22 protein-coding genes are annotated in these 26,342 nt (G+C 71.0%); 14 read left to right on the forward strand and 8 right to left on the reverse strand.

All coding sequences use genetic code 11. The annotated features are described in order from the left end of the window. Window positions 1-34 precede the first annotated feature (34 nt). From ACWCP6_RS03250 to recQ, 14 genes are all read left to right on the forward strand, one after another. Complete coding sequence (locus ACWCP6_RS03250; protein ID WP_030610600.1) at window positions 35-589, forward strand: NuoB/complex I 20 kDa subunit family protein; 555 nt, start codon at window positions 35-37, stop codon at window positions 587-589. Beyond that, window positions 586-1,350, forward strand: coding sequence for an NADH-quinone oxidoreductase subunit C (locus ACWCP6_RS03255; protein ID WP_450930614.1), 765 nt, complete (start codon window positions 586-588; stop codon window positions 1,348-1,350). Before ACWCP6_RS03250 ends, ACWCP6_RS03255 begins: the two co-directional genes overlap by 4 nt. Continuing rightward, window positions 1,347-2,669, forward strand: coding sequence for an NADH-quinone oxidoreductase subunit D (locus ACWCP6_RS03260; RefSeq protein ID WP_450930615.1), 1,323 nt, complete (start codon window positions 1,347-1,349; stop codon window positions 2,667-2,669). Before ACWCP6_RS03255 ends, ACWCP6_RS03260 begins: the two co-directional genes overlap by 4 nt. A 35-nt stretch (window positions 2,670-2,704) precedes the next feature. After that, window positions 2,705-3,520 (forward strand): NADH-quinone oxidoreductase subunit NuoE, encoded by an 816-nt coding sequence (gene nuoE, locus ACWCP6_RS03265; RefSeq protein ID WP_450931090.1) that lies wholly within the window; start codon window positions 2,705-2,707, stop codon window positions 3,518-3,520. Then, window positions 3,517-4,902 carry an NADH-quinone oxidoreductase subunit NuoF gene (gene nuoF / locus ACWCP6_RS03270; protein ID WP_450930616.1) on the forward strand — a complete coding sequence of 462 codons (1,386 nt, stop codon included), beginning with the start codon at window positions 3,517-3,519 and terminating at the stop codon, window positions 4,900-4,902. The genes nuoE and nuoF overlap by 4 nt, the downstream gene beginning before the upstream one ends. Then, entirely contained in the window at window positions 4,899-7,409 is a 2,511-nt protein-coding gene (locus ACWCP6_RS03275) for an NADH-quinone oxidoreductase subunit G (RefSeq protein WP_450930617.1), read from the forward strand. Before nuoF ends, ACWCP6_RS03275 begins: the two co-directional genes overlap by 4 nt. Beyond that, on the forward strand, window positions 7,406-8,794 hold the full coding sequence (gene nuoH / locus ACWCP6_RS03280) for an NADH-quinone oxidoreductase subunit NuoH (RefSeq protein ID WP_450930618.1): 1,389 nt from the start codon (window positions 7,406-7,408) through the stop codon (window positions 8,792-8,794). Before ACWCP6_RS03275 ends, nuoH begins: the two co-directional genes overlap by 4 nt. Further along, entirely contained in the window at window positions 8,787-9,416 is a 630-nt protein-coding gene (nuoI, locus tag ACWCP6_RS03285) for an NADH-quinone oxidoreductase subunit NuoI (protein WP_450930619.1), read from the forward strand. The genes nuoH and nuoI overlap by 8 nt, the downstream gene beginning before the upstream one ends. Then, a complete protein-coding gene (locus ACWCP6_RS03290) occupies window positions 9,413-10,228 on the forward strand; it encodes an NADH-quinone oxidoreductase subunit J (protein ID WP_450930620.1) in 816 nt (271 codons plus the stop codon). Before nuoI ends, ACWCP6_RS03290 begins: the two co-directional genes overlap by 4 nt. Beyond that, entirely contained in the window at window positions 10,225-10,524 is a 300-nt protein-coding gene (nuoK, locus tag ACWCP6_RS03295; protein WP_009190046.1) for an NADH-quinone oxidoreductase subunit NuoK, read from the forward strand. The genes ACWCP6_RS03290 and nuoK overlap by 4 nt, the downstream gene beginning before the upstream one ends. A 14-nt stretch (window positions 10,525-10,538) precedes the next feature. Continuing rightward, window positions 10,539-12,434: an NADH-quinone oxidoreductase subunit L gene (nuoL, locus tag ACWCP6_RS03300; RefSeq protein WP_450930621.1), complete on the forward strand. Its 1,896-nt coding sequence runs from the start codon at window positions 10,539-10,541 to the stop codon at window positions 12,432-12,434. Window positions 12,435-12,439: 5 nt separating this feature from the next. After that, complete coding sequence (locus ACWCP6_RS03305) at window positions 12,440-14,011, forward strand: NADH-quinone oxidoreductase subunit M (RefSeq protein WP_450930622.1); 1,572 nt, start codon at window positions 12,440-12,442, stop codon at window positions 14,009-14,011. Further along, entirely contained in the window at window positions 14,008-15,672 is a 1,665-nt protein-coding gene (nuoN, locus tag ACWCP6_RS03310; protein WP_450930623.1) for an NADH-quinone oxidoreductase subunit NuoN, read from the forward strand. Before ACWCP6_RS03305 ends, nuoN begins: the two co-directional genes overlap by 4 nt. A 229-nt stretch (window positions 15,673-15,901) precedes the next feature. Further along, window positions 15,902-17,932 carry a DNA helicase RecQ gene (recQ, locus tag ACWCP6_RS03315; RefSeq protein ID WP_450931091.1) on the forward strand — a complete coding sequence of 677 codons (2,031 nt, stop codon included), beginning with the start codon at window positions 15,902-15,904 and terminating at the stop codon, window positions 17,930-17,932. A 50-nt stretch (window positions 17,933-17,982) separates the two neighbouring features. On the opposite strand, the gene ACWCP6_RS03320 is transcribed toward recQ, so the two are convergent. The 8 genes from ACWCP6_RS03320 to ACWCP6_RS03355 all read right to left on the reverse strand — a co-directional run bounded on the left by ACWCP6_RS03320 (window position 17,983) and on the right by ACWCP6_RS03355 (window position 26,282). After that, window positions 17,983-20,769, reverse strand: coding sequence for a fumarate reductase/succinate dehydrogenase flavoprotein subunit (locus ACWCP6_RS03320; protein ID WP_450930624.1), 2,787 nt, complete (start codon window positions 20,767-20,769; stop codon window positions 17,983-17,985). A gap of 79 nt (window positions 20,770-20,848) precedes the next feature. After that, on the reverse strand, window positions 20,849-21,604 hold the full coding sequence (locus ACWCP6_RS03325) for an ABC transporter ATP-binding protein (RefSeq protein ID WP_450930625.1): 756 nt from the start codon (window positions 21,602-21,604) through the stop codon (window positions 20,849-20,851). Continuing rightward, complete coding sequence (locus tag ACWCP6_RS03330) at window positions 21,588-22,448, reverse strand: ABC transporter permease (RefSeq protein WP_450930626.1); 861 nt, start codon at window positions 22,446-22,448, stop codon at window positions 21,588-21,590. Before ACWCP6_RS03330 ends, ACWCP6_RS03325 begins: the two co-directional genes overlap by 17 nt. Beyond that, window positions 22,445-23,809 carry an ABC transporter substrate-binding protein gene (locus tag ACWCP6_RS03335; protein ID WP_450930627.1) on the reverse strand — a complete coding sequence of 455 codons (1,365 nt, stop codon included), beginning with the start codon at window positions 23,807-23,809 and terminating at the stop codon, window positions 22,445-22,447. Before ACWCP6_RS03335 ends, ACWCP6_RS03330 begins: the two co-directional genes overlap by 4 nt. Window positions 23,810-23,824: 15 nt before the next feature. Further along, entirely contained in the window at window positions 23,825-24,052 is a 228-nt protein-coding gene (locus ACWCP6_RS03340) for a 4Fe-4S dicluster domain-containing protein (RefSeq protein WP_189931787.1), read from the reverse strand. 63 nt (window positions 24,053-24,115) lie between these two features. After that, window positions 24,116-24,895 (reverse strand): GntR family transcriptional regulator, encoded by a 780-nt coding sequence (locus ACWCP6_RS03345; protein ID WP_450930628.1) that lies wholly within the window; start codon window positions 24,893-24,895, stop codon window positions 24,116-24,118. A 227-nt stretch (window positions 24,896-25,122) separates the two neighbouring features. Beyond that, a complete protein-coding gene (locus ACWCP6_RS03350; protein WP_450930629.1) occupies window positions 25,123-25,518 on the reverse strand; it encodes a GntR family transcriptional regulator in 396 nt (131 codons plus the stop codon). Beyond that, the gene (locus tag ACWCP6_RS03355) at window positions 25,515-26,282 is read right to left on the reverse strand and encodes a hypothetical protein (protein ID WP_450930630.1); all 768 of its coding nucleotides are present in this window, start codon (window positions 26,280-26,282) and stop codon (window positions 25,515-25,517) included. Before ACWCP6_RS03355 ends, ACWCP6_RS03350 begins: the two co-directional genes overlap by 4 nt. Window positions 26,283-26,342: the final 60 nt, after the last annotated feature.

The raw sequence follows: 26,342 nt of genomic DNA on the forward strand, positions 1-26,342 counted from the left end.
CCGCGAGGGACGAAGGGGTCTAGGGGCCACCAATATGGGACTCGAAGAGAAACTGCCGAGCGGTTTTCTGCTGACCACCGTGGAACAGGCCGCGGGCTGGGTGCGCAAGGCGTCGGTCTTCCCCGCCACCTTCGGCCTCGCCTGCTGTGCCATCGAGATGATGACGACCGGCGCGGGCCGCTACGACCTCGCGCGCTTCGGCATGGAGGTCTTCCGCGGCTCACCGCGGCAGGCGGACCTGATGATCGTCGCCGGACGCGTCAGCCAGAAGATGGCGCCGGTGCTGCGGCAGGTCTACGACCAGATGCCGAACCCGAAGTGGGTCATCTCGATGGGCGTCTGTGCGTCGTCGGGCGGCATGTTCAACAACTACGCGATCGTCCAGGGCGTCGACCACATCGTCCCCGTCGACATCTATCTGCCCGGATGTCCGCCGCGGCCCGAGATGCTGTTGGACGCCATCCTCAAGCTCCACCAGAAGATCCAGTCCTCGAAGCTCGGCGTCAACGCGGAGGAAGCGGCCCGTGAGGCCGAGGAAGCGGCACTCAAGGCGCTCCCCACGATCGAGATGAAGGGGCTGCTGCGGTGAGCGACGCGAACAGCAACGGCAACAGCGGCGCGGGCGGGAACGGCGCGAACCCCGAGCGGGACCCGAACGCGACCAACCTTCCCGGCCAGCGCGGCGACCAGGGCGAGGAGATCCGCGTCCAGCGCGGCATGTTCGGCGCCGACAACGGCGGCGACACCTCCGGCTACGGCGGGCTCGTCCGCTCCGTCCGGCTGCCCGGCCCGGCCACCCGGCCGTACGGGGGGTGGTTCGACGAGGTCGCCGACGAGCTCGAGGGCGCCCTGGAGGAGCAGGGTCTCTTCCCGGAGAACGCGATCGAGAAGACCGTCGTCGACCGTGACGAGCTGACCTTCCACATCGCGCGCGACTACCTGGTGCGGGTCGCCCAGACGCTGCGCGACGATCCGGCCCTGCGCTTCGAGCTGTGCACCGGCGTCTCCGGAGTGCACTACCCCGGGGACAAGGGCCGCGAGCTGCACGCCGTGTACCACCTGCGCTCGATCACCCACAACCGGCTGATCCGCATCGAGGTCAGCGCTCCGGACGCCGACCCGCACGTCCCGTCACTCGTCCCGGTCTATCCGACGAACGACTGGCACGAGCGCGAGACCTACGACTTCTTCGGCCTGGTCTTCGACGGCCACCCGTCGCTGACGCGGATCATGATGCCGGACGACTGGCAGGGCCATCCGCAGCGCAAGGACTACCCCCTCGGCGGCATCCCCGTCGAGTACAAGGGCGCCCAGATCCCGGCTCCGGACCAGCGGAGGTCCTACTCGTGACCACTCCATCTGCGACTCCCCGCGAGACCACCGAAGGCACCGTCTACACGGTGACCGGAGGCGACTGGGACGAGGTCGTCCAGTCCGTGTCCAAGGCCGACGACGAGCGCCTCGTCGTCAACATGGGTCCGCAGCACCCGTCCACCCACGGCGTGCTCCGCCTCATCCTGGAGCTGGACGGCGAGACGGTGACCGAGGCCCGGTGCGGCATCGGCTATCTGCACACCGGCATCGAGAAGAACCTCGAATACCGCACGTGGACGCAGGGCACCACCTTCGTCACGCGCATGGACTATCTGACGCCGTTCTTCAACGAGACCGCGTACTGCCTCGCCGTCGAGAAACTGCTCGGCATCGAGGACGAGGTCCCGGACCGCGCCACGATCATCCGGGTGCTCCTGATGGAGCTGAACCGGATGTCCTCGCACCTGGTCTGCATCGCCACCGGCGGCATGGAGCTGGGTGCCACCACGATCATGATCTACGGCTTCCGTGATCGTGAACTCATTCTCGACATCTACGAGCTGATCACCGGCCTGCGCATGAACCACGCGTTCGTCCGGCCCGGCGGACTCGCCCAGGACCTGCCCCCGGGCGCGGTGGACCAGATCCGCGAGTTCGTGAAGAAGATGAAGAAGAACCTCCCCGAGTACGACAAGCTCGCCACCGGGAACCCCATCTTCAAGGCCCGCATGCAGGACATCGGCTACCTCGACCTCGCCGGCTGCATGGCACTCGGCGTCACCGGCCCCATCCTGCGCTCCGCCGGCCTCCCGCACGACCTGCGCAAGGCACAGCCGTACTGCGGCTACGAGACGTACGACTTCGACGTCCCGACCGCCGACACCTGCGACTCCTACGGCCGCTTCCTGATCCGCCTCGAAGAGATGCGGCAGTCGCTGCGGATCGTCGAGCAGTGCCTGGACCGGCTCGAGCCCGGTCCGGTCATGGTCGCCGACAAGAAGATCGCCTGGCCCGCGCAGCTGGCCCTCGGCCCGGACGGCCTCGGCAACTCCCTCGACCACATCAAGAAGATCATGGGCACCTCCATGGAGGCCCTGATCCACCACTTCAAGCTGGTGACCGAAGGCTTCCGCGTCCCGGCCGGACAGGCCTACACCGCCGTCGAGTCGCCCAAGGGCGAACTGGGGGTGCACGCCGTCTCCGACGGAGGCACCCGTCCCTACCGGGTCCACTTCCGGGACCCGTCCTTCACCAATCTGCAGGCCATGGCGGCGATGTGCGAGGGCGGCATGGTCGCCGACGTCATCGTCGCCGTCGCGTCCATCGACCCCGTGATGGGAGGCGTCGACCGGTGACCGCCACACCTTCCGATCAGGGCGTGAGCCTGGGCATGCCCCAGCTCCCCGCGCCCGAGTACCCGGCCGACGTCCGTGCGCGGCTGGAGTCGGACGCCAAGGACGTCATCGCCCGCTACCCGGACTCCAGGTCGGCGCTGCTGCCGCTGCTGCACCTGGTGCAGTCCGAGGAGGGCCACGTCTCCCGGACCGGCATGCAGTTCTGCGCGCAGATGCTCGGTCTGACCACGGCCGAGGTCACCGCGGTCGCCACCTTCTACACCATGTACCGGCGGCGGCCGGGTGGTGACTACCAGGTCGGTGTCTGCACCAACACGCTCTGCGCGGTCATGGGCGGCGACGCCATCTTCGCCGCCCTCCGGGAGCACCTGGGCGTCGGCAACGGCGGGACCACCGAGGACGGCAAGGTCACCCTCGAGCACATCGAGTGCAACGCGGCCTGCGACTACGCACCCGTCGTGATGGTCAACTGGGAGTTCTTCGACAACCAGACCCCCGAGTCCGCCAAGCGTCTGGTCGACGACCTGCGCGCCGGAGCCGAGGTCGAACCGACCCGCGGTGCCCCCCTGTGCACCTACAAGGAGACGGCCCGCATCCTCGCCGGCTTCCCCGACGAGCGCCCCGGCGCGGTCGAGGCCACCTCCGGCGCCGGCCCGGCATCGCTGGTCGGCCTGCGCCTCGCCAGGGGCGAGGAGCACCGTCCGCATGTGGTGCACCCGCGGGCCGGCGGTCCGCGGGCTCCCCAGGACGAGCCGCCGGCCGGGCATCCCAGCTCGCACGACGCACCGCAGAGCACGTCGGACTCCGACCCGGATCACCCGGCCGGTCCGGTCAGCAAGGAGGGGGAGTGATGACCGTGACAACAGAGGACGGGGGTACCGCCCGCCCGGGCGGAATCGCAGGCGGGGACACCAGCCCCGAGAAGCTGCTGGTCCCGGTCCTGTCGGCCTTCTGGGACGAGGACGAGTCCTGGACGCTCGACACCTACCGGCGGCACGAGGGGTACGAAGGGCTGCGCAAGGCCCTCGCCATGTCGCCGGACGACGTCATCGCGTATGTGAAGGACTCCGGTCTGCGCGGCCGTGGCGGCGCGGGCTTCCCCACGGGCATGAAGTGGCAGTTCATCCCCCAGGGCGACGGCAAGCCCCACTATCTGGTCGTCAACGCCGACGAATCGGAGCCCGGGACCTGCAAGGACATCCCGCTCCTCTTCGCCAACCCGCACAGCCTCATCGAGGGCATCGTGATCGCCTGCTACGCGATCCGGTCGTCGCATGCGTTCATCTATCTGCGCGGCGAAGTCGTCCCCGTGCTGCGGCGGTTGCACGAGGCAGTACGCGAGGCCTACGCGGCGGGCTACCTCGGCGAGAACATCCTCGGCAGCGGACTCGACCTGACCCTCACCGTGCACGCGGGCGCGGGCGCGTACATCTGCGGCGAGGAGACCGCGCTGCTCGACTCGCTGGAAGGCCGCCGTGGCCAGCCGCGACTGCGACCTCCCTTCCCTGCCGTGGCCGGTCTCTACGCATGTCCCACTGTGGTGAACAACGTCGAGTCGATCGCTTCGGTTCCCGCGATCCTGCACAAGGGCAAGGAATGGTTCAGGTCGATGGGCAGCGAGAAGTCCCCGGGCTTCACGCTCTACTCGCTCAGCGGCCATGTCGCCAGCCCCGGCCAGTACGAGGCGCCGCTCGGCATCACCCTGCGGCAGCTGCTCGACATGAGCGGCGGCATGCGCCCCGGACACCGGCTCAAGTTCTGGACGCCGGGCGGCTCCTCGACCCCGATGTTCACCGACGAGCACCTCGACGTCCCGCTGGACTACGAGGCCGTGGGCGCCGCCGGCTCCATGCTCGGCACCAAGGCCCTGCAGTGCTTCGACGAGACGACCTGCGTGGTGCGGGCCGTGACGCGGTGGACCGAGTTCTACGCCCATGAGTCCTGCGGCAAGTGCACGCCCTGCCGCGAAGGGACGTACTGGCTCGTGCAGTTGCTCCGCGACATCGAGGCCGGCAAGGGCGCCATGAGCGACCTCGACAAGCTCGCCGACATCGCCGACAACATCAACGGCAAGTCGTTCTGCGCGCTCGGCGACGGCGCCGCATCGCCGATCTTCTCCTCGCTCAAGTACTTCCGCGACGAGTACGAGGAGCACATCACCGGCCGGGGGTGCCCCTTCGACCCGGCCAAGTCGACCGCCTGGGCGGACCAGCACACGGAGGTGAACGCATGACTGTGACGACGGGCGCTCCCTCCGGGGGCGGCGCGGCCGCGGTCCCGCCCGAGGACCTCGTCACGCTGACGATCGACGGCATCGAGATCAGCGTGCCCAAGGGCACCCTGGTCATCCGGGCCGCCGAACTCCTCGGCATCGAGATCCCCCGCTTCTGCGACCACCCGCTCCTCGACCCGGCCGGCGCCTGCCGCCAGTGCATCGTCGAGGTCGAGGGCCAGCGCAAGCCGATGGCGTCCTGCACCATCACGTGCACGGACGGCATGGTCGTGAAGTCCCAGATCACCTCGCCGGTCGCCGAGAAGGCGCAGCGCGGTGTGATGGAGCTGCTGCTCATCAACCATCCGCTGGACTGCCCGGTCTGCGACAAGGGCGGCGAGTGCCCGCTGCAGAACCAGGCGATGTCGGTCGGCGAACCGGACACCCGGTTCGAGGGCAGGAAGCGCACCTACGAGAAGCCGGTCCCGATCTCCACGCAGGTGCTGCTCGACCGCGAGCGCTGCGTGCTGTGCGCCCGCTGCACCCGGTTCAGCAACCAGATCGCCGGCGACCCGATGATCGAGCTGATCGAACGAGGCGCCCTGCAACAGGTCGGCACCGGCGAGGGCGACCCCTTCGCGTCGTACTTCTCCGGGAACACCATCCAGATCTGCCCGGTGGGAGCGCTCACGTCGGCGGCCTACCGGTTCCGCTCCCGCCCCTTCGACCTGGTGTCGTCCCCGAGCGTGTGCGAGCACTGCGCGGGCGGCTGCGCCACGCGCACCGACCACCGGCGCGGCAAGGTCATGCGACGGCTCGCGGCCAACGAGCCCGAGGTCAACGAGGAGTGGATCTGCGACAAGGGGCGGTTCGGCTTCCGCTACGCACAACTGAAGGACCGGATCACCACGCCGCTGGTGCGCAACGCGGAGACGGGTGAGCTGGAGGCGGCGAGCTGGCCCGAGGCCCTGGACGCCGCGGCCCGCGGGCTCGCCGCCGCGCGCGGCCTGGCCGGTGTGCTGACCGGCGGCCGCCTCACCGTCGAGGACGCCTACGCGTACAGCAAGTTCGCGCGCGTGGCCCTGGACACCAACGACATCGACTTCCGCGCGCGGGTGCACAGCGGCGAGGAGGCGGACTTCCTCGCCTCCCGGATCGCCGGCCGCGGCCGGGACATCGACGGCACCGGGGTGACGTACTCCGCCCTGGAGAAGGCCCCGGCCGTGCTGCTCGCCGGGATCGAGGCCGAGGAGGAGGCACCCGGCGTCTTCCTGCGGCTGCGCAAGGCCTGGCGGGGGCACGGTCAGAAGACCTTCGCCCTCGCCACGTACGCCACCCGCGGCCTGGAGAAGGCGGGCGGCACGCTGCTGCCCGCGGCGCCCGGCACCGAGACCGAGTGGCTGGACGCACTCGCCTCCGGGACCGGCCTGGACGACCTGGGCGCGAAGGCCGCCGAGGCACTGCGCTCCGACGGCGCCGTCATCGTCGTCGGCGAGCGGCTGGCCTCCGTGGCGGGCGGGCTCACCGCCGCGGTGCGGGCCGCGACCGCGACCGGCGCCCGGCTGGTGTGGATCCCGCGCCGGGCCGGCGAACGGGGCGCCGTCGAGGCGGGCGCCCTGCCGTCGCTGCTGCCCGGCGGGCGCCCCGCGACCGACCCCCGCGCGCGGGAGGAGGTCGCCACCGCCTGGGGCGTGGGCGAACTGCCGCACCGCTACGGCCGTGACACCGGACAGATCGTCGAGGCCGCCCTGGCCGGCGAGCTGCGGGCCCTGCTGGTGGCGGGCGTCGAGGTCGCCGACCTCCCCGACCCGGCACGCGCGCGTGCGGCACTCGACGAGGCCGGCTTCGTCGTGTCGCTGGAGCAGCGCCCCAGCGAGGTCACCGAGCGGGCCGACGTGGTGCTCCCGGTCGCCGCCGTCGCCGAGAAGGCGGGCGCCTTCCTCAACTGGGAGGGTCGTACGCGGTTCTTCGAGGCCGCGCTCAAGCCCGACCAGATGACCCGCCGCCTGGCGCCCACCGACGCGCGCGTCCTCCAGATGGTCGCCGACGCGATGGACGTCCACCTGGGGCTGCCCGATCTGCGGACCCTGCGCGCCGAACTGGACCGGCTCGGGGCCTGGGAGGGACCCCGCGCCGAGGGGCCTCAGGAGAGCGCGATGCCCCTGCCGCGCCCCGCCTCGGGCGAGGCCGTCCTCGCCGGCCACCGGCTGCTGCTCGACAACGGCCGTCTCCAGGAGGGCGACGAGGCGCTCGCCGGCACCCGGCACGCCGCCGTCGCCCGGCTCTCCGAAGCGACCGCCGTCGAGGCGGGCGTCAAGGACGGCGACGTCCTCACCGTCACGGGCCCGGCCGGTGCGGTCGCACTGCCCCTGCAGATCACGGAGATGCCCGACCGGGTCGTCTGGCTCCCGCTGAACTCCGTCGGGGGAGGCGTCGCCGTCGACACGGGGGCGCGCCCCGGCGAACTCGTCCGTATCGGCCCGGCCACCGCGCCGGTGTCCCAGGAGGTCACGGAGGTGACGTCGTGACGCCCCTGGCGCTGACGCCGCTCGCGACACCGCTCGCCGTGGAAGACCTGTCGCTGTTCGGCCGGGACCCCTGGTGGCTGGTCGTCATCAAGGCGGTCTTCTGCTTCGCCTTCCTGATGCTGACCGTGCTGTTCTCGATCGTCTGGGAGCGCAAGGTCGTCGCCTGGATGCAGCTGCGCATCGGGCCCAACCGGCACGGCCCCTGGGGCATGCTCCAGTCCCTCGCGGACGGCATCAAGCTGATGCTCAAGGAGGATGTGATCGTCAAGCGCGCGGACAAGGTGGTCTACGTCCTTGCTCCGATCGTCGCGGCGATCCCCGCGTTCATGGCGATCGCGGTGATCCCCTTCGGGCCGGCCGACAACGAGATCTCGATCTTCGGCCACCGCACCACGATGCAGCTCACCGACCTGCCGATCGCGATGCTGTACATCCTCGCGGTCGCCTCCGTGGGCATCTACGGCATCGTGCTCGCCGGCTGGTCGTCCGGCTCGACGTACCCCCTCCTCGGGGGCTTGCGCTCCTGCGCGCAGATGATCTCCTACGAGATCGCGATGGGCGCCGCGTTCGCGTCGGTGTTCCTCTACTCGGGCTCGATGTCGACCTCGGCGATCGTCGAGGCGCAGAAGGACCGCTGGTTCATCCTGCTGCTTCCGGTGTCCTTCCTGATCTACATCGTGACGATGGTCGGCGAGACCAACCGCGCCCCCTTCGACATGCCGGAGTCCGAGGGCGACCTCGTCGGCGGCTTCAACACCGAGTACTCGTCCATCAAGTTCGCGATGTTCATGCTCGCCGAGTACGTGAACATGGTGACGGTCTCGGCCGTGACCACGACGCTGTTCCTCGGGGGCTGGCGGGCGCCCTGGCCGATCAGCTCCTTCTGGGAGGGCGCGAACCACGGCTGGTGGCCGCTGCTCTGGTTCGTCATCAAGGTGCAGCTGCTGCTGTTCTTCTTCATCTGGCTGCGCGGCACCCTGCCCCGCGTCCGCTACGACCAGCTGATGAAGCTCGGCTGGAAGGTCCTCATCCCGGTCTCCGTGGTCTGGCTGATGCTCGTCGCCACCGTCAGGGCGCTGCGCAACGAGCACTACGGCTTCAGCTCGATCGTGCTGTACGTCGCCGGAGGCGTCCTCGCCCTGCTGTTGCTGTCGTTCGTCGTCGACGTCTTCCGCGACAAGCGGGCCGCCGACCGGGCACCGGACGAGGAGCCCGCCGCCTTCGACCCGATGTCGGGCGGATTCCCGGTGCCGCCGCTGCCCGGCCAGGAGCTGCCGCCCGTCCCGCGGCGCCGCTCGCGCCGGGAGCGGGAGCTGATTGTCAGTGGCGGGTCCGACACTGTCAGTGACGGTGATGTTCACGGAAAGGAGGCGTCCGATGGCTGAGCAGCCCAGCGAACCCAAACAGGGGTTCCAGAATCCCGTCGCCGGCTTCGGCGTGACCTTCAAGGCCATGTTCAAGAAGCGGCTGACCGAGCAGTACCCGGAGCAGCAGAAGACCACCGCTCCGCGGTTCCACGGCCGGCACCAGCTCAACCGCCATCCGGACGGCCTGGAGAAGTGCGTCGGCTGCGAGCTGTGCGCCTGGGCCTGCCCGGCGGACGCGATCTACGTGGAGGGCGCGGACAACACCGACGAGGAGCGGTACTCGCCGGGCGAGCGGTACGGCCGCGTGTACCAGATCAACTATCTGCGGTGCATCTTCTGCGGTCTGTGCATCGAGGCGTGCCCCACGCGCGCGTTGACGATGACGAACGAGTTCGAGCTGGCCGACAGCAGCCGCGCCGACCTGATCTTCACCAAGGAGCAGCTGCTCGCCGGCCTCGACGAGGGCATGGTCGACAGCCCGCACGCGATCTACCCGGGCATGGACGAGCAGGACTACTACCGCGGCCTCGTGACCGAGGCCGCGCCCGGCACGGTCCGGCAGGTCGCCGTCTCCAAGGGCGAGCAGCCCGAGGGGTCCTCCGAGGCCGGACACCGGCAAGAGGAAGGGGCGGAGGCATGAGCCAGCTCGCCGCCTACACCACCTCGACCGGCGAGGCGTTCCAGTTCTGGGTCCTCGGGACGGTCGCCGTGATCGGCGCCCTGTGCACGGTCCTGATGAGGAAGGCCGTGCACAGCGCGCTCTGCCTCGCCGGGACCATGATCGTCCTGGCGGTCTTCTACCTGGCCAACGGCGCGTACTTCCTGGGCGTCGTGCAGATCGTCGTCTACACCGGCGCGATCATGATGCTGTTCCTCTTCGTGGTCATGCTGGTCGGTGTCACCGCCGCGGACTCGCTGAAGGAGACCATCAAGGGCCAGCGCTGGCTGGCCGCCCTGTGCGGCCTCGGCTTCGGCGTGCTGCTGCTCGCCGGCATCGCGAACGCCTCCCTGAAGAACTTCGACGGCCTCGGCACAGCGAACGCCGCGGGCAATGTGGAGGGCCTGGCCGCCCTCATCTTCACGAAGTACGTGTTCGCCTTCGAAATCACCGGCGCCCTGCTCATCACGGCCGCCGTCGGCGCGATGGTGCTCACGCACCGGGAGCGCACCGAGCGCGCCATGACCCAGCGAGAGCTGGCCGAACAGCGGGTGCGCGAGGGCAAGCACCTGCCGCCGCTCCCGGCACCGGGCGTCTACGCCCGGCACAACGCGGTGGACATCGCCGGTCTGCTCCCGGACGGCACCCCGTCGGAGCTGACGGTCAACAAGACGCTGCGGTCGCGGGGCCAGATCCGCGACGTGTCGAAGGAGGCGCTGGGCGATCTGAAGGCGCTGGAACAGCGTGCGGAGGACCGCCTGGAGCGGACGCGGCCCGAGGAGGCGTCCCAGTGAATCCGGTCAACTATCTGTATCTCGCGGCCCTGTTGTTCACGATCGGCGCCACCGGGGTGCTCATCAGGCGGAACGCGATCGTCGTGTTCATGTGCATCGAGCTGATGCTGAACGCCTGCAACCTCGCGTTCGTCGTCTTCTCCCGGATGCACGGCAATCTCGACGGCCAGATCATCGCCTTCTTCACGATGGTCGTCGCCGCCGCGGAGGTCGTCGTCGGGCTCGCGATCATCGTGTCGCTGTTCCGTTCCCGCCACTCGGCCTCGGTCGACGACGCCAGCCTGATGAAGCTGTGAGGGGTCGCTGAATCGTGGAGAATCTGATTGCGCTGCTGATCGCGGCGCCTCTGCTCGGAGCGGTCGTCCTGCTGTGCGGCGGGCGTCGGCTCGACCGCGTCGGCCACTGGATCGGCACGCTGCTCGCGGCTGCCTCCTTCGGGATCGGCGTCGTCCTCTTCGTGAACATGCTCGGCAGGAGCGCCGACGACCGGACCCTGCACCAGTTCCTGTACAGCTGGATCCCCGTCGAGAGCTTCCAGGCGGACGTGAGCTTCCAGCTGGACCAGCTGTCGATGACGTTCGTCCTGCTGATCACGGGTGTCGGCTCGCTGATCCACGTCTACTCCATCGGGTACATGGAGCACGATGAGCGGCGCCGCCGCTTCTTCGGCTATCTCAACCTGTTCCTGGCGGCGATGCTGCTGCTCGTCCTCGCCGACAACTACCTGCTGCTGTACGTCGGCTGGGAGGGCGTGGGCCTCGCCTCGTACCTGCTGATCGGCTTCTGGCAGCACAAGCCCAGCGCCGCCACAGCGGCGAAGAAGGCCTTCCTGGTCAACCGCGTCGGCGACATGGGCCTGTCCATCGCGATCATGATCATGTTCACCACGTTCGGCAGCTTCGCCTTCGGGCCGGTGTTCGCCTCCGTGGACAGGACCGGCGAGGCCACGCTCACCGGGATCGCCCTGATGCTGCTGCTCGCCGCATGCGGCAAGTCCGCCCAGGTGCCGCTGCAGTCCTGGCTCGGGGACGCGATGGAGGGCCCGACCCCGGTCTCGGCCCTGATCCACGCGGCCACCATGGTGACCGCCGGCGTGTATCTGATCACCCGGTCCGGCGCGATCTTCAACGCCGCTCCCGACGCCCAGCTCGCCGTCACCGTCGTCGGCGCCGTCACGCTCCTCTTCGGTGCGATCGTCGGTTGCGCGAAGGACGACATCAAGAAGGCCCTGGCCGGTTCGACGATGTCGCAGATCGGCTACATGGTGCTCGCGGCCGGGCTCGGCCCCATCGGCTACGTCTTCGCGATCATGCACCTGGTGACCCACGGCTTCTTCAAGGCCGGGCTGTTCCTCGGTGCCGGTTCGGTCATGCACGGCATGAACGACGAGGTCGACATGCGGAAGTACGGGGCTCTGCGCTCGTACATGCCGATCACCTTCATCACCTTCGGGCTCGGCTATCTGGCCATCATCGGCTTCCCCGGACTCTCGGGCTTCTTCTCCAAGGACAAGATCATCGAGGCGGCGTTCGCCAAGGGCGGCACCGAGGGCTGGATCCTCGGCGGCGCCGCCCTGCTGGGCGCGGCCATCACGGCCTTCTACATGACGCGCGTGATGCTGATGACCTTCTTCGGCGAGAAGCGCTGGCAGCCGGACGAGCACGGCCACAAACCGCACCCGCACGAGTCGCCCAAGGTCATGACGGCCCCCATGATCGTGCTGGCCTTCGGCTCGGTCTTCGCCGGTGCGCTGTTCTCCTGGAACAGCTCCTTCGTGAAGTGGCTGGAGCCGGTCACCGGTCACTCGGAGGGCCACTCCCCGGTGAGCGCCCTGACGGTCACCCTGGCGACCACGGTGTGCCTGGTCATCGGCGTCGCCCTGGCCTACGCCCAGTACGGCAGGCGTCCGGTCCCGGTCACGCCCCCGCGCGGCTCCCTGCTCACCCGGGCCGCCCGCCGCGACCTCCTCCAGGACGACTTCAACCACGTGGTGCTGGTGCGCGGCGGCGAACACCTCACCCGGTCCCTGGTGTACGTCGACCACACCCTGGTCGACGGCGTCGTCAACGGCACGGCGGCCTCGTTCGGCGGCCTCTCCGGTCGGCTGCGCAAGCTGCAGAACGGCTATGCGCGCACGTACGCGGTCTCGATGTTCGGCGGTGCGGCGGTCATCGTCGCCGCGACCCTGCTGATGAGGGCGGTCTGATACCGATGTCCTTTCCACTGCTGACAGCGACGGCGGCGCTCCCGGCGGTCGGGGCGATCGCCACGGCCGCCGTACCGGCCGCCCGGCGCACGGCCGCCAAGTGGCTGGCGCTGCTCTTCTCGCTCGCCACGCTGGCCCTCGCCGCGGTCGTCCTGGTCCGGTTCGACCCCGGCGGCGCCCAGTACCAGCTCACCGAATCGCATGCCTGGATCGCGGACTTCGGGGTGCGGTACGAGCTGGGCGTGGACGGCATCGCGGTGGCGCTTCTCGCGCTGACCGCGCTGCTGATCCCCTTCATCATCCTCGCGGGGTGGCACGACGCCGACCCGCAGGAGACGGGTTCCAGGCGCTGGCGGCCCACCCAGGGCTTTTTCGCCCTCATCCTCGGGGTGGAGGCGATGGTGATCCTCTCCTTCGAGGCCACCGACGTCTTCCTCTTCTACATCTTCTTCGAAGCCATGCTCATCCCGATGTACTTCCTCATCGGCGGCTTCGGGGACCGCGCCCACGCGGGCGGCGACCAGGCGGCGGCCACGCAGCGTTCCTACGCCGCGGTGAAGTTCCTCCTGTACAACCTGGTCGGCGGCCTGATCATGCTGGCCGCGGTGATCGGGCTCTACGTCGTGGCGGGCAACTTCTCCCTCCAGGAGATCGTGCAGGCGCGGGCCAACGGCACGCTGGACATGTCGACCAGCACCGAACGGCTGCTGTTCCTCGGGTTCTTCTTCGCCTTCGCGGTGAAGGCCCCGCTGTGGCCGCTGCACACATGGCTGCCCAATGCCATGGGTGAGGCCACCGCCCCGGTCGCCGTACTGATCACGGCGGTCGTCGACAAGGTCGGCACCTTCGCGATGCTGCGGTTCTGTCTCCAGCTCTTCCCGGAGGCCTCCAAGTGGGCCACACCCGCGATCATGGTGCTGGCGCTGATCAGCATCGTCTACGGGGCGCTGCTCGCGGTCGGCCAGCGCGACATCAAGCGGCTGGTCGCCTACGCGTCGATCTCGCACTTCGGGTTCATCATCCTGGGCATCTTCGCGATGACCTCGCAGGGCCAGTCCGGTGCGACGCTCTACATGGTCAACCACGGCATCTCGACCGCCGCCCTGATGCTGGTGGCCGGCTTCCTGATCTCCCGGCGGGGCTCGCGGCTCATCGCCGACTACGGCGGCGTCCAGAAGGTCGCCCCGGTGCTCGCCGGAACCTTCCTGATCGGTGGCCTGGCGACCCTGTCGCTGCCGGGACTCGCCCCGTTCGTGAGTGAGTTCCTGGTGCTGGTCGGCACGTTCTCGCGCTATCCGGTGCTCGGCATCATCGCCACCTTCGGCATCGTCCTCGCCGCGCTCTACACGCTCGTCCTCTACCAGCGGACGATGACGGGCCCGGTGAGGCCCGAGGTCTCTGCGATGCCCGATCTGCGGGCGCGGGAGCTGTTGGTGGTCGCCCCGCTGATCGCGCTGCTGATCTTCCTGGGCGTCTTCCCGAAGCCGCTCACGGAGATCGTGAACCCGGCGGTGCAGCACACCCTGTCCGATGTACATCAGAAGGACCCCCAGCCCGAGGTGGAGGCGGCCAAGTGAGCGCATCAGCCGTCCACAGCCTGTGGACAACGGCGGCGGCAGCGCCGTTGACGGACCAGATCCAGAAGATCGACGCACCGAAGATCGAGTACGGGCAGCTGTCGCCCACCCTGATCGTCATCGGCGCGGCCCTCGTCGGGGTGCTCGTCGAGGCCTTCGTGCCGCGCAAGTCCCGCTACTACGTGCAGGTGTTCGTCTCCGTCGTCGCTCTCGCCGCCGCGTTCGCCGCGGTGGTCGGGCTCGCCGCCGACGGCTACGGCACCACCAAGGCACGCATCGCCGCGATGGGCGCGATCGCCGTGGACGGTCCCTCGCTGTTCCTCCAGGGCACGATCCTGCTCGCCGGACTCGTCGCGATCTTCACCTTCGCCGAGCGGCGTCTCGACCCCGCGGCGCACGGCAACCGGGTCGACTCGTTCGCGGCCCAGGCCGCGTCCGTGCCCGGCAGCGACAGCGAAAAGGCCGCGGTGAAGGCGGGGTTCACCACCACCGAGGTGTTCCCGCTCGCCCTCTTCGCGATCGGCGGCATGCTCGTCTTCCCCTCGGCGAACGACCTGCTGACGCTGTTCATCGCCCTCGAGGTCTTCTCGCTGCCGCTGTACCTGCTGTGCGCCCTGGCCCGCCGCAAGCGGCTGATGTCGCAGGAGGCCGCGGTCAAGTACTTCCTCCTGGGGGCCTTCGCCTCCGCGTTCACCCTCTTCGGCATCGCCCTGATGTACGGCTACGCGGGCTCCGTCTCGTACGCCACGATCGCCCAGGTTGTCGACGGCACCGTCCAGACCGTGGACCCGGCGCTCGCCGACACCATGGGCAACGACGTGCTGCTGCTGATCGGCGCCGCGCTGATCGTCATGGGTCTGCTGTTCAAGGTGGGCGCGGTGCCGTTCCACATGTGGACCCCGGACGTCTACCAGGGCGCGCCGACCCCCGTCACCGGCTTCATGGCGGCGGCCACCAAGGTGGCGGCCTTCGGGGCGCTGCTGCGGCTGCTGTACGTCGTCCTGCCGGGGCTGCGCTGGGACTGGCGGCCGGTCATGTGGGCCGTCGCGATCGTCACCATGCTGGGCGGCGCGATCGTGGCGATCACCCAGACCGACATCAAGCGGCTGCTCGCCTACTCGTCGATCGCCCACGCGGGATTCATCCTCGCGGGTGTCATCGCCACGAGCCCGGACGGTGTCTCCTCGGTGCTCTTCTACCTGGCGGCGTACTCCTTCGTGACGATCGGCGCCTTCGCCGTGGTCACCCTGGTGCGGGACGCGGGCGGCGAGGCGACGCACCTGTCGAAGTGGGCGGGTCTCGGGCGGCGCTCGCCGCTGGTCGCCGCGGTCTTCGCGGTGTTCCTGCTGGCCTTCGCCGGCATCCCGCTGACCTCCGGCTTCGTCGGTAAGTTCGCGGTGTTCAAGGCGGCGGCCGAGAGCGGAGCGGGCGCGCTGGTGGTCATCGGTGTGATCTCGTCCGCGATCGCGGCGTTCTTCTACATCCGTGTGATCGTGCTCATGTTCTTCAGCGAGCCGAAGCCGGAGGGACCGACGGTCGCTGTGCCGTCCCCGCTGACGATGACGGCGATCGCCGTCGGCGTGGCCGTCACGCTGGTGCTGGGTCTGGCGCCGCAGTACTTCCTGGATCTGGCGGGCCAGGCGGGGGTGTTCGTCCGCTGACGCGCCTGCGCCTTCCGCCGCCGCCCGGCCCCCGGTTCCCCGGGAGCCGGGCGGCGGCGTGCGAGCCCTGCCGCGGCGCGGGGGTCATCCGCTCGGGCAGCAGCCTGTGGATAACTCTTCGGCTGTCGGCCCGGCCCCCTATCGTGGCTGTGGTGGCCGAAGTACGGCACACGGGGGACGGACGATGCACGGGACGGGCGGGATCGGCGTGATGGCCGAGGCGGACGGGATGAGCGGGACCGGAGTGACCGGGGCCGGGACGGCCGAAGCGACCGGTGCACCGGGCGCGGGCGAGGCGTCCGGCACCGCGGAGGCGGGCGGCAGCGAGGCGCTGCGGACCCTGCACCGTGTGTTCGGGTACGACGCCTTCCGCGGCGAACAGGAAGCGATCATCGAGCACGTCGTCGCGGGCGGCGACGCGGTCGTGCTCATGCCGACCGGCGGCGGCAAGTCGCTCTGCTACCAGATCCCGGCACTCGTGCGCCCCGGCACCGGAATCGTCGTCTCCCCGCTGATCGCGCTGATGCAGGACCAGGTGGACGCGCTGCGCGCGCTGGGCGTGCGCGCCGGGTTCATCAACTCCACACAGGACTTCGACGAGCGCCGACTCGTCGAGGCCGAATTCCTGGCCGGCGAGCTCGACCTGCTCTACCTGGCCCCGGAGCGGCTGCGCGTGGAGGCCACCCTCGATCTGCTCTCGCGCGGCAGGATCTCCGTCTTCGCGATCGACGAGGCCCACTGCGTCGCCCAGTGGGGCCACGACTTCCGGCCCGACTACCTGGCCCTGTCGCTGCTCGGCGAGCGCTGGCCGGACGTGCCGCGGATCGCGCTCACGGCGACCGCCACCCGCGCCACGCACCAGGAGATCACCCAGCGGCTCGGGATGCCGTCCGCGCGGCACTTCGTGGCGAGCTTCGACCGGCCCAACATCCAGTACCGGATCGTGCCCAAGGCCGACCCCAAGAAGCAGCTGCTGTCCTTCCTCCGCGCGGAGCACGCGGGCGACGCCGGCATCGTCTACTGCCTGTCGCGCAACGGCGTCGAGAAGACCGCCGAGTTCCTGACCCGCAGCGGCGTCGAGGCGGTGCCGTACCACGCGGGCCTGGACGCGGGGACGCGCGCCGAGCACCAGGCCCGGTTCCTGCGCGAGGACGGGCTGGTCGTCGTCGCGACCATCGCGTTCGGCATGGGCATCGACAAGCCCGACGTGCGCTTCGTCGCGCACCTCGACCTGCCGAAGTCCGTCGAGGGCTACTACCAGGAGACGGGCCGCGCGGGACGTGACGGCCTGCCGTCCACGGCCTGGATGGCGTACGGCCTCCAGGATGTGGTGCAGCAGCGCAAGCTCATCCAGTCCGGCGAGGGCGACGAGGCGTTCCGGCGGCGGGCCGCGTCGCACCTGGACGCCATGCTCGCCCTCTGCGAGACCGCCGAGTGCCGCCGCGCCCGGCTGCTGACGTACTTCGGCCAGGAGCCGGACGCTCCCGCGTGCGGCAACTGCGACACGTGCCTCACCCCGCCGGAGACCTGGGACGGCACGGTCGCGGCGCAGAAGGCCCTCTCGACCGTGGTGCGGCTGCAGCGGGAGCGCGGGCAGAAGTTCGGCGCCGGGCAGATCGTGGACATTCTGCTCGGCCGCAGGACCGCGAAGGTCATCCAGTTCGACCATGACCAGCTCTCCGTCTTCGGCATCGGCGAGGACCTGTCGGAGGCCGAGTGGCGGGGCGTGATCAGGCAGTTGCTGGCGCTGGGGCTGCTGGCGGTCGAGGGCGAGTACGGCACGCTGGTGCTCACCGACACCAGCGGCACCGTGCTGCGACGTGAGCGTGAGGTACCACTGCGCAAGGAACCCAAGAAGCCCACCGCACAGCGGTCCGCGGGACCCAAGGGCGAGCGCAAGGCCAGGACGGCCGCGGCCGATCTGCCCGAGGAACTGGTGCCGGTCTTCGAGGCCCTGCGGTCCTGGCGTGCCGAACAGGCGCGCGAGCAGGGCGTGCCGGCGTATGTGATCTTCCATGACGCCACCCTCAGGGAGATCGCCACCATCCGCCCGGCCTCGGTGGGCGAGCTGGGCGGCATCAGCGGCGTCGGCGAGAAGAAGCTGGCGACGTACGGGGAGGGCGTGCTGGGTGTTCTCACCTCCCTCGACGGACCGGCCGCCACCGGCTCCGCCATGTCGAGCGCGGAGCCGGGCGACGACCGTCCCGACTGGGACGCGCCGGAGGAGGAGCCGGACGAGCCGGAGGACCTGGGCTGGTAGGCCCGGGCGGTCCGGAGCGCCATGGGGCGCCCGGGACCCGTGGCGGTGTGTCACAGGGCCCGTGAGGCGTATGCCCGTACGTCCGCGTCCGTGTCCGTGACCGCCGTGGCCAGGGCGGCCCCGGCGTCCGGTGCGGCAGCGGCGTGCCGGGCGAGGGCGAGTACGGCGGCCTTGCGGACGTCCGCGTTGGGGTCGCCCAGCGTCTTGGCGAGGGCGGGGACGGCGGCTGAGGGGGCCGCGGCGCCGAGCGCGGTGGCGGAGCCCGCCCGCACCTGCCACGCGGGGTCCCCCAGCGCCAGCACGGCGGCCTCGGCGAGCCGCTCCGGGCAGCCGGTCGCGGCGAACGCCTCGAACGCGGCTCCGCGCACCAGCGGGTCGGCGTCATGGGCGAGACGGTCGAGGGTGAGCAGGACGGGATCCGGCTCCGGCTCCGGCCCAGGGGCGTTCGCCGCCGCTGCCGGTCGGGAGCCGAGCGTCGCGAGAGCCTTGGCCGTGGCCACGCGGACCTCGCGGGAAGTGTCGTCGACGACGCGGGCCAGGGCCTGCGTCGCGTGGACGGACACCAGGGCGCGTACCGCGGCGATGCGGACGGTGACATCGTCGTCCGTGAGCGTGCGGGCGTAGAGCGCCGTGTCTCCCAGGTGCAGGGCCCGCAGGGCGTCGAGAGCGGCGGCGCGTACGCGTGGGTCGTTCCCGGCGACGGAGGCGACGAGGCCCTGACGCAGGGACGGCTCCGGCGGGAGCGTCTCGACTAGTTCCCGCAGTGACGCGGCCGCCGCCGCCCGGACGTCGCCGTCCGGGTCGCGCAGGGCGCCCGCCAGCGCGGGACCCGTCCCCGCGGGGACGGTCTCGGTGAGTGCGGCAACGGCGGCCCGCCGCACCTGCGGGTCGGGGTCGTCCAAATAAGGGCGAAGCTCGGCGAGTTCGGGCTCCCGCTCGGCGAGCGCGACGACCTCGAGCAGGCGGGGCGAGGCGCTGGAGACTTGGCGGGCCTCGCTCCGGGCGGTGTCGTGCGGGCGGCCCGAGCCCACGGGGGCCGCCTCGCGGGCTCCGGCGGTGGCGATCTGTTCCGGCCGGACCTCACCCAGGTCGCGGGACGGTCCGCCGGCCGGCGCGTAGCCGTCGACGGGGACGAGATAGGGAGCCACGGGGCGGGCGGTGAACTCCATCGCCCCCGAGGAGGACTTGCGCAGGTCGAGATGGTGGAACCACGCGGTGTCGTCGCGGCGAGGGTGGTCGGTGCGCTCGTGGTACAGGCCCCAGCGCGACTCGGTCCGCGCGAGGGAGGCGCGCGCCGCCATCTCGGCGCAGTCCCGGATGAAGGTGACCTCGGCGCAGCGCATCAGCTCGTGCGGGGTGCGCGCACCCATCTCGGCGATGTCGGCGCGCATCCGCTCGAAGGCCTCCAGGGCCAGCGACAGCCGGGCGCCCGACTTGGGGGGCGCGACGTAGTCGTTCACGAAACGCCGCAGCTTGTACTCGACCTGGGGCTGCGGCGGACCGTCGGGGTTGTGCAGCGGACGGTAGATCAGCTCGTGCGCCTCGCGCAGCTGGTCCTGCGGCAACGCGCCCTCGTAGGCCCGGTACCGGGCCGCGTCCGCACCCGCGAGATCGCCGTAGACGAACGCTCCGATCATGTAGTTGTGCGGTACGCACGCCAGGTCCCCGGCGGCGTAGAGACGAGGCACCGTGGTGCGTGCGTGGTCGTCGACGCGGACGCCGGAGGCCGAGTGGCCGCCGCAGAGGCCGATCTCGGAGATGTGCATCTCGATGTCGTGGGTGCGGTAGTCGTGGCCGCGGCCCGCGTGGAAGGTGCCGCGGGTGGGGCGTTCCGTGGTGTGCAGGATGGATTCCAGGGCCGTCACGGACTCCTCGGGGAGATGGCTGAGCTTCAGATAGACCGGGCCGCGGTCCGACGCCACCTCCGCGGCGAACTCCGCCATCATCTGGCCCGACCAGTAGTCCGAGTCGACGAATCGTTCCCCGTGCCGGTTCACCTGGTAGCCGCCGAACGGGTTGGCGACATAGGCGCAGGCGGGGCCGTTGTAGTCCTTGATCAACGGGTTGATCTGGAAGCATTCGATACCGGTGAGTTCGGCCCCCGCGTGGTAGGCCATGGCGTAGCCGTCGCCGGCGTTCGTCGGGTTCTCGTAGGTTCCGTAGAGGTAGCCGGACGCGGGGAGGCCGAGCCGTCCGCAGGCACCGGTCGCGAGGATCACGGCGCCCGCGCGGACCGTGACGAAGGCCCCGGTGCGGGTGTGGAAGCCGGCGGCGCCGACGGCCCGGCCACCGGCGGTCAGCACGCGCACGGGCATGACGCGGTTCTCGATGCGGATGCGTTCGCGCATCTCGCGCCGTCGCAGCTGCCGGTAGAGGACCTTCTTGACGTCCTTGCCCTCCGGCATGGGCAGTACGTAGGAACCCGACCGGTGCACCTGGCGCACCGCGTACTCGCCGTGCTCGTCCTTCTCGAACTTCACGCCGTACGACTCCAGCCGTCTCACCATCGCGTAGCCGCGTGTCGCCGTCTGGCGGACCGTGGACTGGTCGACGATGCCGTCGTTGGCGCGGGTGATCTCGGCGACGTAGTCGTCGGGTTCGGCGCGGCCGGGGATGACGGCGTTGTTGACGCCGTCCATGCCCATGGCGAGCGCTCCGGAGTGGCGCACGTGGGCCTTCTCCAGCAGCAGGACCTGCGCGCCGTGTTCGGCGGCGGTGAGTGCCGCCATGGTCCCGGCGGTGCCGCCGCCGATGACGAGGACGTCGCAGGAGAGTTCCTCGGCCGAGCCGAGCGCGGGGATCTCCTGGGGGCTCTTAGGGGGGCGCTCCTGCTCCATGGGAAGCCGCCTTTCGGGATGGTGCGGGGGCCGCGGGCATGACCGCGGCCGTGGAGGTGGCGCCGAGCCGCGGATCCGGCTAGCCGCTGAGGGATGCGAGGATCTCGCGGCGCAGCGCGACCGTCGCCGGGTCGCCGTGCGCGGTGCGCTCGCGGGGGCGTGGCACGTCGCGTACGGCCAGGACGTGTCCGGTGCCGAGGAGCGCAACCCGGTCGCCGAGGAACAGCGCCTCGTCCACGTCGTGCGTGACGAACACGACGGTCGCGCCGGTGTCGCGCAGCACATCGACCAGGAGGTCCTGCATACCGGCCCGGGTCTGCGCGTCGAGCGCGCCGAACGGCTCGTCCATGAGGACGGCGCGCGGCTGCCCGGCGAGGGCGCGCGCGAGCTGCACCCGCTGCCGCTGGCCGCCGGAGACGCGGTGCGGCAGCTGCCGCTCGTACCCGGCGAGGCCGACGCGGGCGAGCCAGGAGTCGGCGCGGGCGCGGCGCTCGGTGCGCGGTGTGCCGCGTATCGCCAGGGGGAGTTCGACGTTGGCGCGGAGGGTGCGCCACGGCAGCAGCGCGTCCTCCTGGAAGACCAGGGCCCGGTCGGCGGACGGTCCCAGGATGGGCCGCCCGTCCTGGTCGGCCTGCCCGGCGAGCGGCGGGAGCAGGCCGGCGAGGGTGCGCAGCAGGGTCGACTTGCCGCATCCGGACGGCCCCACCACGGTGAGGATCTCGCCGGCCGCGACGGCCAGGCGCACGTCGTCGAGAGCGGTGGCCCCGGGGCGGCCCAGCGAGGCGCCGCGCAGGGCGAGCCCGGCACCCCGACGGGTCTCAGACGAGGTGGTCATGGGGCACCGGATCCTTCCGAGGCGCGGCGGGGACGGTGGACTCCGGCGGCGGACCCACGGGACGCACCCGTGTCCCGGGCACGTGGTCCGTGCGCGGCAGCCAGCGGGTCAGACGTCGCCCCAGCAGCTCGACCGCGGTCGAGGTGAGCCAGCCCAGGACGCCGATGGTGACCATCCCGACGAAGACACCCGGGTAGTCGACGACCGTGTAGTCCTGCCAGGTGCGGTAGCCCACGCCGTACTCGCCGGAGATCATCTCGGCGGAGATCACACAGATCCAGGCGACGCCGATCCCCACCGACAGGCCGCCGAAGATGCCGGGCAGCGCGCCCGGCAGCACCACCGACCCGAGCACGCGCCGCCGGCCGCCGCCCATGGTGTGCACGGCCTCCTCCCACACGGGGCTCAGCGCGCGCACCGCGTGCCGCGTGGAGACCATGACGGGGAAGAACGCTGCGGTGCAGGTGATGAAGACGATGCCCTGTTCATTGCTGGGGAACAGCAGGATCGCCACCGGCACCAGCGCGATCGCCGGGACGGGCCGTATCACCTCGAGTACGGGGCCGAGCAGGTCCTCCACCAGCCGTGAGCGGGCCACCGCCGTGCCGGTCACCACGCCCAGCACGGCCGCCAGCACGAACCCGGTGACGATCCGGGTGAGGCTGTCGGTGAGGTCCTGCCAGTACGTCCCGCCGCCCAGCCGCTCCCCGAACGCACGGGCGATGTCGACGACGGTCGGGAACTGTCCGAACCGCAGCCACAGGGTCACGTGCAGAGCGGTCACCAGCTGCCACAAGCCGAGCGCGACGGCCAGCGAGAGACCGCGCAGCGCGTAGCGGCTCATGACACCCGCCTCAGCGCCGTGCGGTAGGCAACGGTGCGGGCCCCGGGATGGCCCGCGATGTACGCCCGCGCCGTCTCCTGTGTCACGAACGGCTTCAGCGTGCTGCCGTCCACGACCCATACGGCCTTGTCGGCGAACCACGGTGTACCGGTGGTCGCGTCGGGGACGTAGGCCGCGCGTATCCGGTCGCGGTGCGTGGCCACGTACCGCAGCAGGGCCTCGGGCGCGGCGAAGTCACGGGTCCGGGTGGCACCCCGCTCCCACACCTCGCCGCGCGCGGGGCCGGCCGTCTTCGGCGTCCGCCGCCCGTACGCGGAACCGAGTGCACGCTTCGCGTAGCTGTCGTCGACGAACGCGTCCACGTCGACGCCGCCCACGAGCTTCTCCGACTTCAGCACGGCGACGTCCTTCTTCAGGGCGTCGACCAGCCGGGGTTCGAGGGCCGGGTCGAAGGTGGCGATGCCGTGGGCGCCGTTGTAGAGGTAGACGACCTCGGCCGGCAGGCCGGTGGCCTTGGCGACGGTCTCGGCGGCGGCCACGGGATGATCGTGGAGATACCCGGTGGTGTCCGCCTGGGCCCTGAGGAACGCCTCCAGCACGGCCGGGTGCTTCGCGGCGAAGTCCTGGCGGGCGGTGACCCCGTGGAACGTCGGCAGATTCAGTTCGGCGCCGTCGTACAGCGCCTTCGCCTTCCCCTGGTAGGCGAGGAGCCCCGGCCAGGCCACGAACTGGGAGAGCGCGTCGACGCTGCCCGAGGAGAGCGCGGAAGCCCCCACCGCCGGCTGCTGATTGAGCTTGTGGATGCCGGTGTCGGGGTCGATCCCGGCGCGCTGGAGGGCCCTCACGAGGGTGCCGTCGGCCGCGGAGCCGACACTTGTCGAGACCTTCTTGCCGCGCAGCCCGGACAGTGAGCGGATCTTCGAATCCGGAGCGGTGACCACGGTGTTGAGCCCGCCGCGCAGGTTGTACCCGGTGACCGACACCAACCGGGTCGGGCGGCGCAGCTGGGTGCCCCTGGCCGCGTTGATCAGCAGCGGGAAGTCGCCCATCGAACCAATGTCGACCTTCCCCGCCGTCATCTGCGCGGTGATCGGAGCCCCTGTCGCGTAGTCCTGCCACCGCACCCGGTAGGTGACCCCGTCCCGCTTGCCGAGCGCCTTCAGCTCGCGTTCGAAGGTGCCTCGGGCACGGAGCAGGGTGCCTGCCGTGACGGTGTTGATGGTCTTCGACTGGTAGCCGACGGTGACTGTCAGGGCCGAGTCGTCACCGGCCTCGGCACTGCCGCCGCATCCGGCGAGGGGGACGAGGAGCGCGACGGCCGCCAGCGACGGCCAGAGTGTTCCGGGGGTTCTGGATTTCATGATGGTTCGGGCCTCTCACCGGAGCAGATAGGGCATGTTGACCGTGACGGCTCCGGTGGGACAGCGGGCCGCGCACGGACCGCAGTACCAGCACTCGTCGACGTGCATATAGGCCTTGCCGCTGTCCTCGTCGATGGCGAGGGAGTCCAGCGGACACATGTCGACGCAGAGTGTGCAGCCGTCGATGCACTTCGACTCGTCGATGGTCACGGGCACGTCGGCCCGCTGGGGCGCCAAGGGCATGGCTGTCTCCGGAGGTCGCGCGAGGCGGGATGGGGTGTGGGGTGGCGGTGTTGCCGGGCAGCGTCAGAGGGAACGGCGCAGCAGGCCGCTCATGGTGATGCGGTCGCCGCGGAAGCGGATGAACTCCAGATCCACGGGCCGGCCGTCGGCGAGGTGCGTCAGCCGCTCCAGCATCAGCACGGCGGCGCCACGGGGCGCCTGCAGGACGGCCGCGGAGTGCACGTCGGCGTTGACGGCCTCCAGGGTCATCTCGGCATGGCCGAGCGGCTGTCCCGTGATGTCCTCCAGCAGCCGGAAGACATCGGTGTTCTCCAGATCGGCGCCCAGCAGCGCGGCGCCGATGTCGGCGGGGATGTAGGTGAGGTCGAGCGAGAGCGGCAGCCCGTTGAGCCGCCGCAGCCGCTCGATGTACAGGACGTCGGCGCCGGTGGGCACCCGCAGTCGCGCCGCGACGGGCGCGGGAGCGGCGACCGGGCCGACCGTGCGCACCTCGTTGGTGACCCGGCCGTGTTCGCGCAGGGTCTCCGCGAGTCCCATCAGCCGGTCGAGCCCGTGCGGGTACTTCTCGGCGACCACGATGGTCCCGACCCCGGGCTGCCGTTCGATCAGTCCTTCGGCGCGCAGCAGGTCCAGCGCCTGCCGCACGGTGTTGCGGGAGGCCCGGTAGTCGCGTGCGATGGCCTCCTCGTGCGGCAGCGTGCCCTCGGGGAAGCCACCTGTCAGCACCAGATGGCGCAGCAGATCGGCGAGCTGCCGTGCCCGGTCCGCGCGCAGCCGTCGCCTGTGCGCGGCGACGGTGGTCGCCCGGGCACCGGCGTGCTCTCGGATGCGTTCGGCTGGCATGCCACGGACCATACCGACGCCGCCCGGCTTGTGGTGTTGCCACAGTGTTGCGCCACTCGCGCCGACCCGCACACCTCTACGACCTGCGGTTTCGCTTCGGCCCGCACAAGATCTGCCACCGCCCCGCACATCGGGATGTGCACGGTTCGCGGGGGGCGTGGTGTCTCACCGGGAGCCGCCCACGGTGCGGGGCGTGCCCCTCAGAGGGCCCGAGGGTGGGCAGGCTCCTACCCGCGCCCGGCCCTCGCCGCGTCGAGCGCCTCCCGCACGGCCGTCTCCACCGCGGTGTCGTCCGCGCCCAGCGCCCGCGCCGCCGCGGCGAACTCCTGGGCCAGTTCCCGCAGTCGCCCGGGGTCCGGAGGTGCGGCGCCCTGGGGCAGCGGTGCCACGCGCGTCCCCGCCCCCCTGCGGGTGCGGATCAGCCCGGTCGCCTCCAGCTCGCGGTACGCCCGGGCCACGGTTCCGGCGGCGAGGCCCAGGTCGGCCGCGAGCTGGCGCACCGTCGGCAGCCGTTCCCCCTCGGGCAGACGGCCGGTGGTGATCAGAGCCGAGAGCTGGGCGCGGATCTGCTCGTACGGCGGGACGGGGCTCGCCGTGTCGACGCGCACGACCGCGCCGGTCACCGGCGGATCGCCCGGGGGGAGATCACGGTGAACAGGCTCCACGCCAGGGTGAGCACAGCGGTCCCGGCCACGGGCACGAGCACCACCCAGGCGGCGACCGAGCCGGTCGTGCCGTCGCAGCGCAGACTGAGCAGCGCCCCGGCGGCGGTGGCGGACGCACCGGCGAGCGGTGCCGAGACGAGGACGCCCCAGGCGCCGGTGATCGCGTGTGCCCGGTCGTGACGGGATTCTTCCGGGCCGGGGCGGAGCGCGATCCGCCGCAGGGCCCAGGCGCAGGCCGCGCTCCCCACGGCGAGCGAGACCAGGACCGGTATGCCGTAGAAGGACCCTGGCCAGGCTCCGGCGGACTCGGACATTCCCGCGCAGGTGGCCGCTATCGAACGTCCGCTGCGGCCCAGGTCGTCGGGTGAGGCGACCGTGGCGGCGACGGTGAGGAGCGCGGCCAGTGCGACGGCCTCACCCAGCAGCAGCGGGGTCATGCGGCGCGGAAGGTAGTCGCGGACCCGGCGCGGTGCGAGCCCGGCGGTGCGCACCGCGCCCCGCGAGGGGGCCGCCAGAGCGTCGCCCGCCACGACTCCGGCGACCGCGCTCAGACCGAAGGCCAGCACGGCGTACAGGATGCCCACGCCCAGCCCGTCGTCCCGCGACAGGAAGAACCGGCCGGCCACGACGCCCGCGAGGAGCCCGGCCCAGCGGGCGTAGCGGTCCAGGCGGGACAGTGGGCCGTACACCGGTGAATCCGGTGGATCCGATGAATCGGGCATGGAATGCATGGAGTTGAGCATGAGTGATCCCCCGTTCACGGCTGACGCCGTCGCTTGTAT

The sequence above is a fragment of the Streptomyces sp. NPDC002004 genome (assembly GCF_053593975.1).

Bases quoted from the DNA above. Each gene is read 5' to 3' on its own strand.
- ACWCP6_RS03290 (WP_450930620.1), top strand. From the start codon at position 9,413: ATGAGCCAGCTCGCCGCCTACACCACCTCGACCGGCGAGGCGTTCCAG.
- ACWCP6_RS03325 (WP_450930625.1), bottom strand. From the start codon at position 21,604: ATGACCACCTCGTCTGAGACCCGTCGGGGTGCCGGGCTCGCCCTGCGC.
- ACWCP6_RS03250 (WP_030610600.1), top strand. From the start codon at position 35: ATGGGACTCGAAGAGAAACTGCCGAGCGGTTTTCTGCTGACCACCGTG.
- nuoI (WP_450930619.1), top strand. From the start codon at position 8,787: ATGGCTGAGCAGCCCAGCGAACCCAAACAGGGGTTCCAGAATCCCGTC.
- ACWCP6_RS03320 (WP_450930624.1), bottom strand. From the start codon at position 20,769: ATGGAGCAGGAGCGCCCCCCTAAGAGCCCCCAGGAGATCCCCGCGCTC.
- ACWCP6_RS03330 (WP_450930626.1), bottom strand. From the start codon at position 22,448: ATGAGCCGCTACGCGCTGCGCGGTCTCTCGCTGGCCGTCGCGCTCGGC.
- ACWCP6_RS03335 (WP_450930627.1), bottom strand. From the start codon at position 23,809: ATGAAATCCAGAACCCCCGGAACACTCTGGCCGTCGCTGGCGGCCGTC.
- ACWCP6_RS03355 (WP_450930630.1), bottom strand. From the start codon at position 26,282: ATGCCCGATTCATCGGATCCACCGGATTCACCGGTGTACGGCCCACTG.
- ACWCP6_RS03340 (WP_189931787.1), bottom strand. From the start codon at position 24,052: ATGCCCTTGGCGCCCCAGCGGGCCGACGTGCCCGTGACCATCGACGAG.
- ACWCP6_RS03305 (WP_450930622.1), top strand. From the start codon at position 12,440: ATGTCCTTTCCACTGCTGACAGCGACGGCGGCGCTCCCGGCGGTCGGG.
- ACWCP6_RS03275 (WP_450930617.1), top strand. From the start codon at position 4,899: ATGACTGTGACGACGGGCGCTCCCTCCGGGGGCGGCGCGGCCGCGGTC.
- recQ (WP_450931091.1), top strand. From the start codon at position 15,902: ATGAGCGGGACCGGAGTGACCGGGGCCGGGACGGCCGAAGCGACCGGT.
- nuoE (WP_450931090.1), top strand. From the start codon at position 2,705: ATGCCCCAGCTCCCCGCGCCCGAGTACCCGGCCGACGTCCGTGCGCGG.
- ACWCP6_RS03345 (WP_450930628.1), bottom strand. From the start codon at position 24,895: ATGCCAGCCGAACGCATCCGAGAGCACGCCGGTGCCCGGGCGACCACC.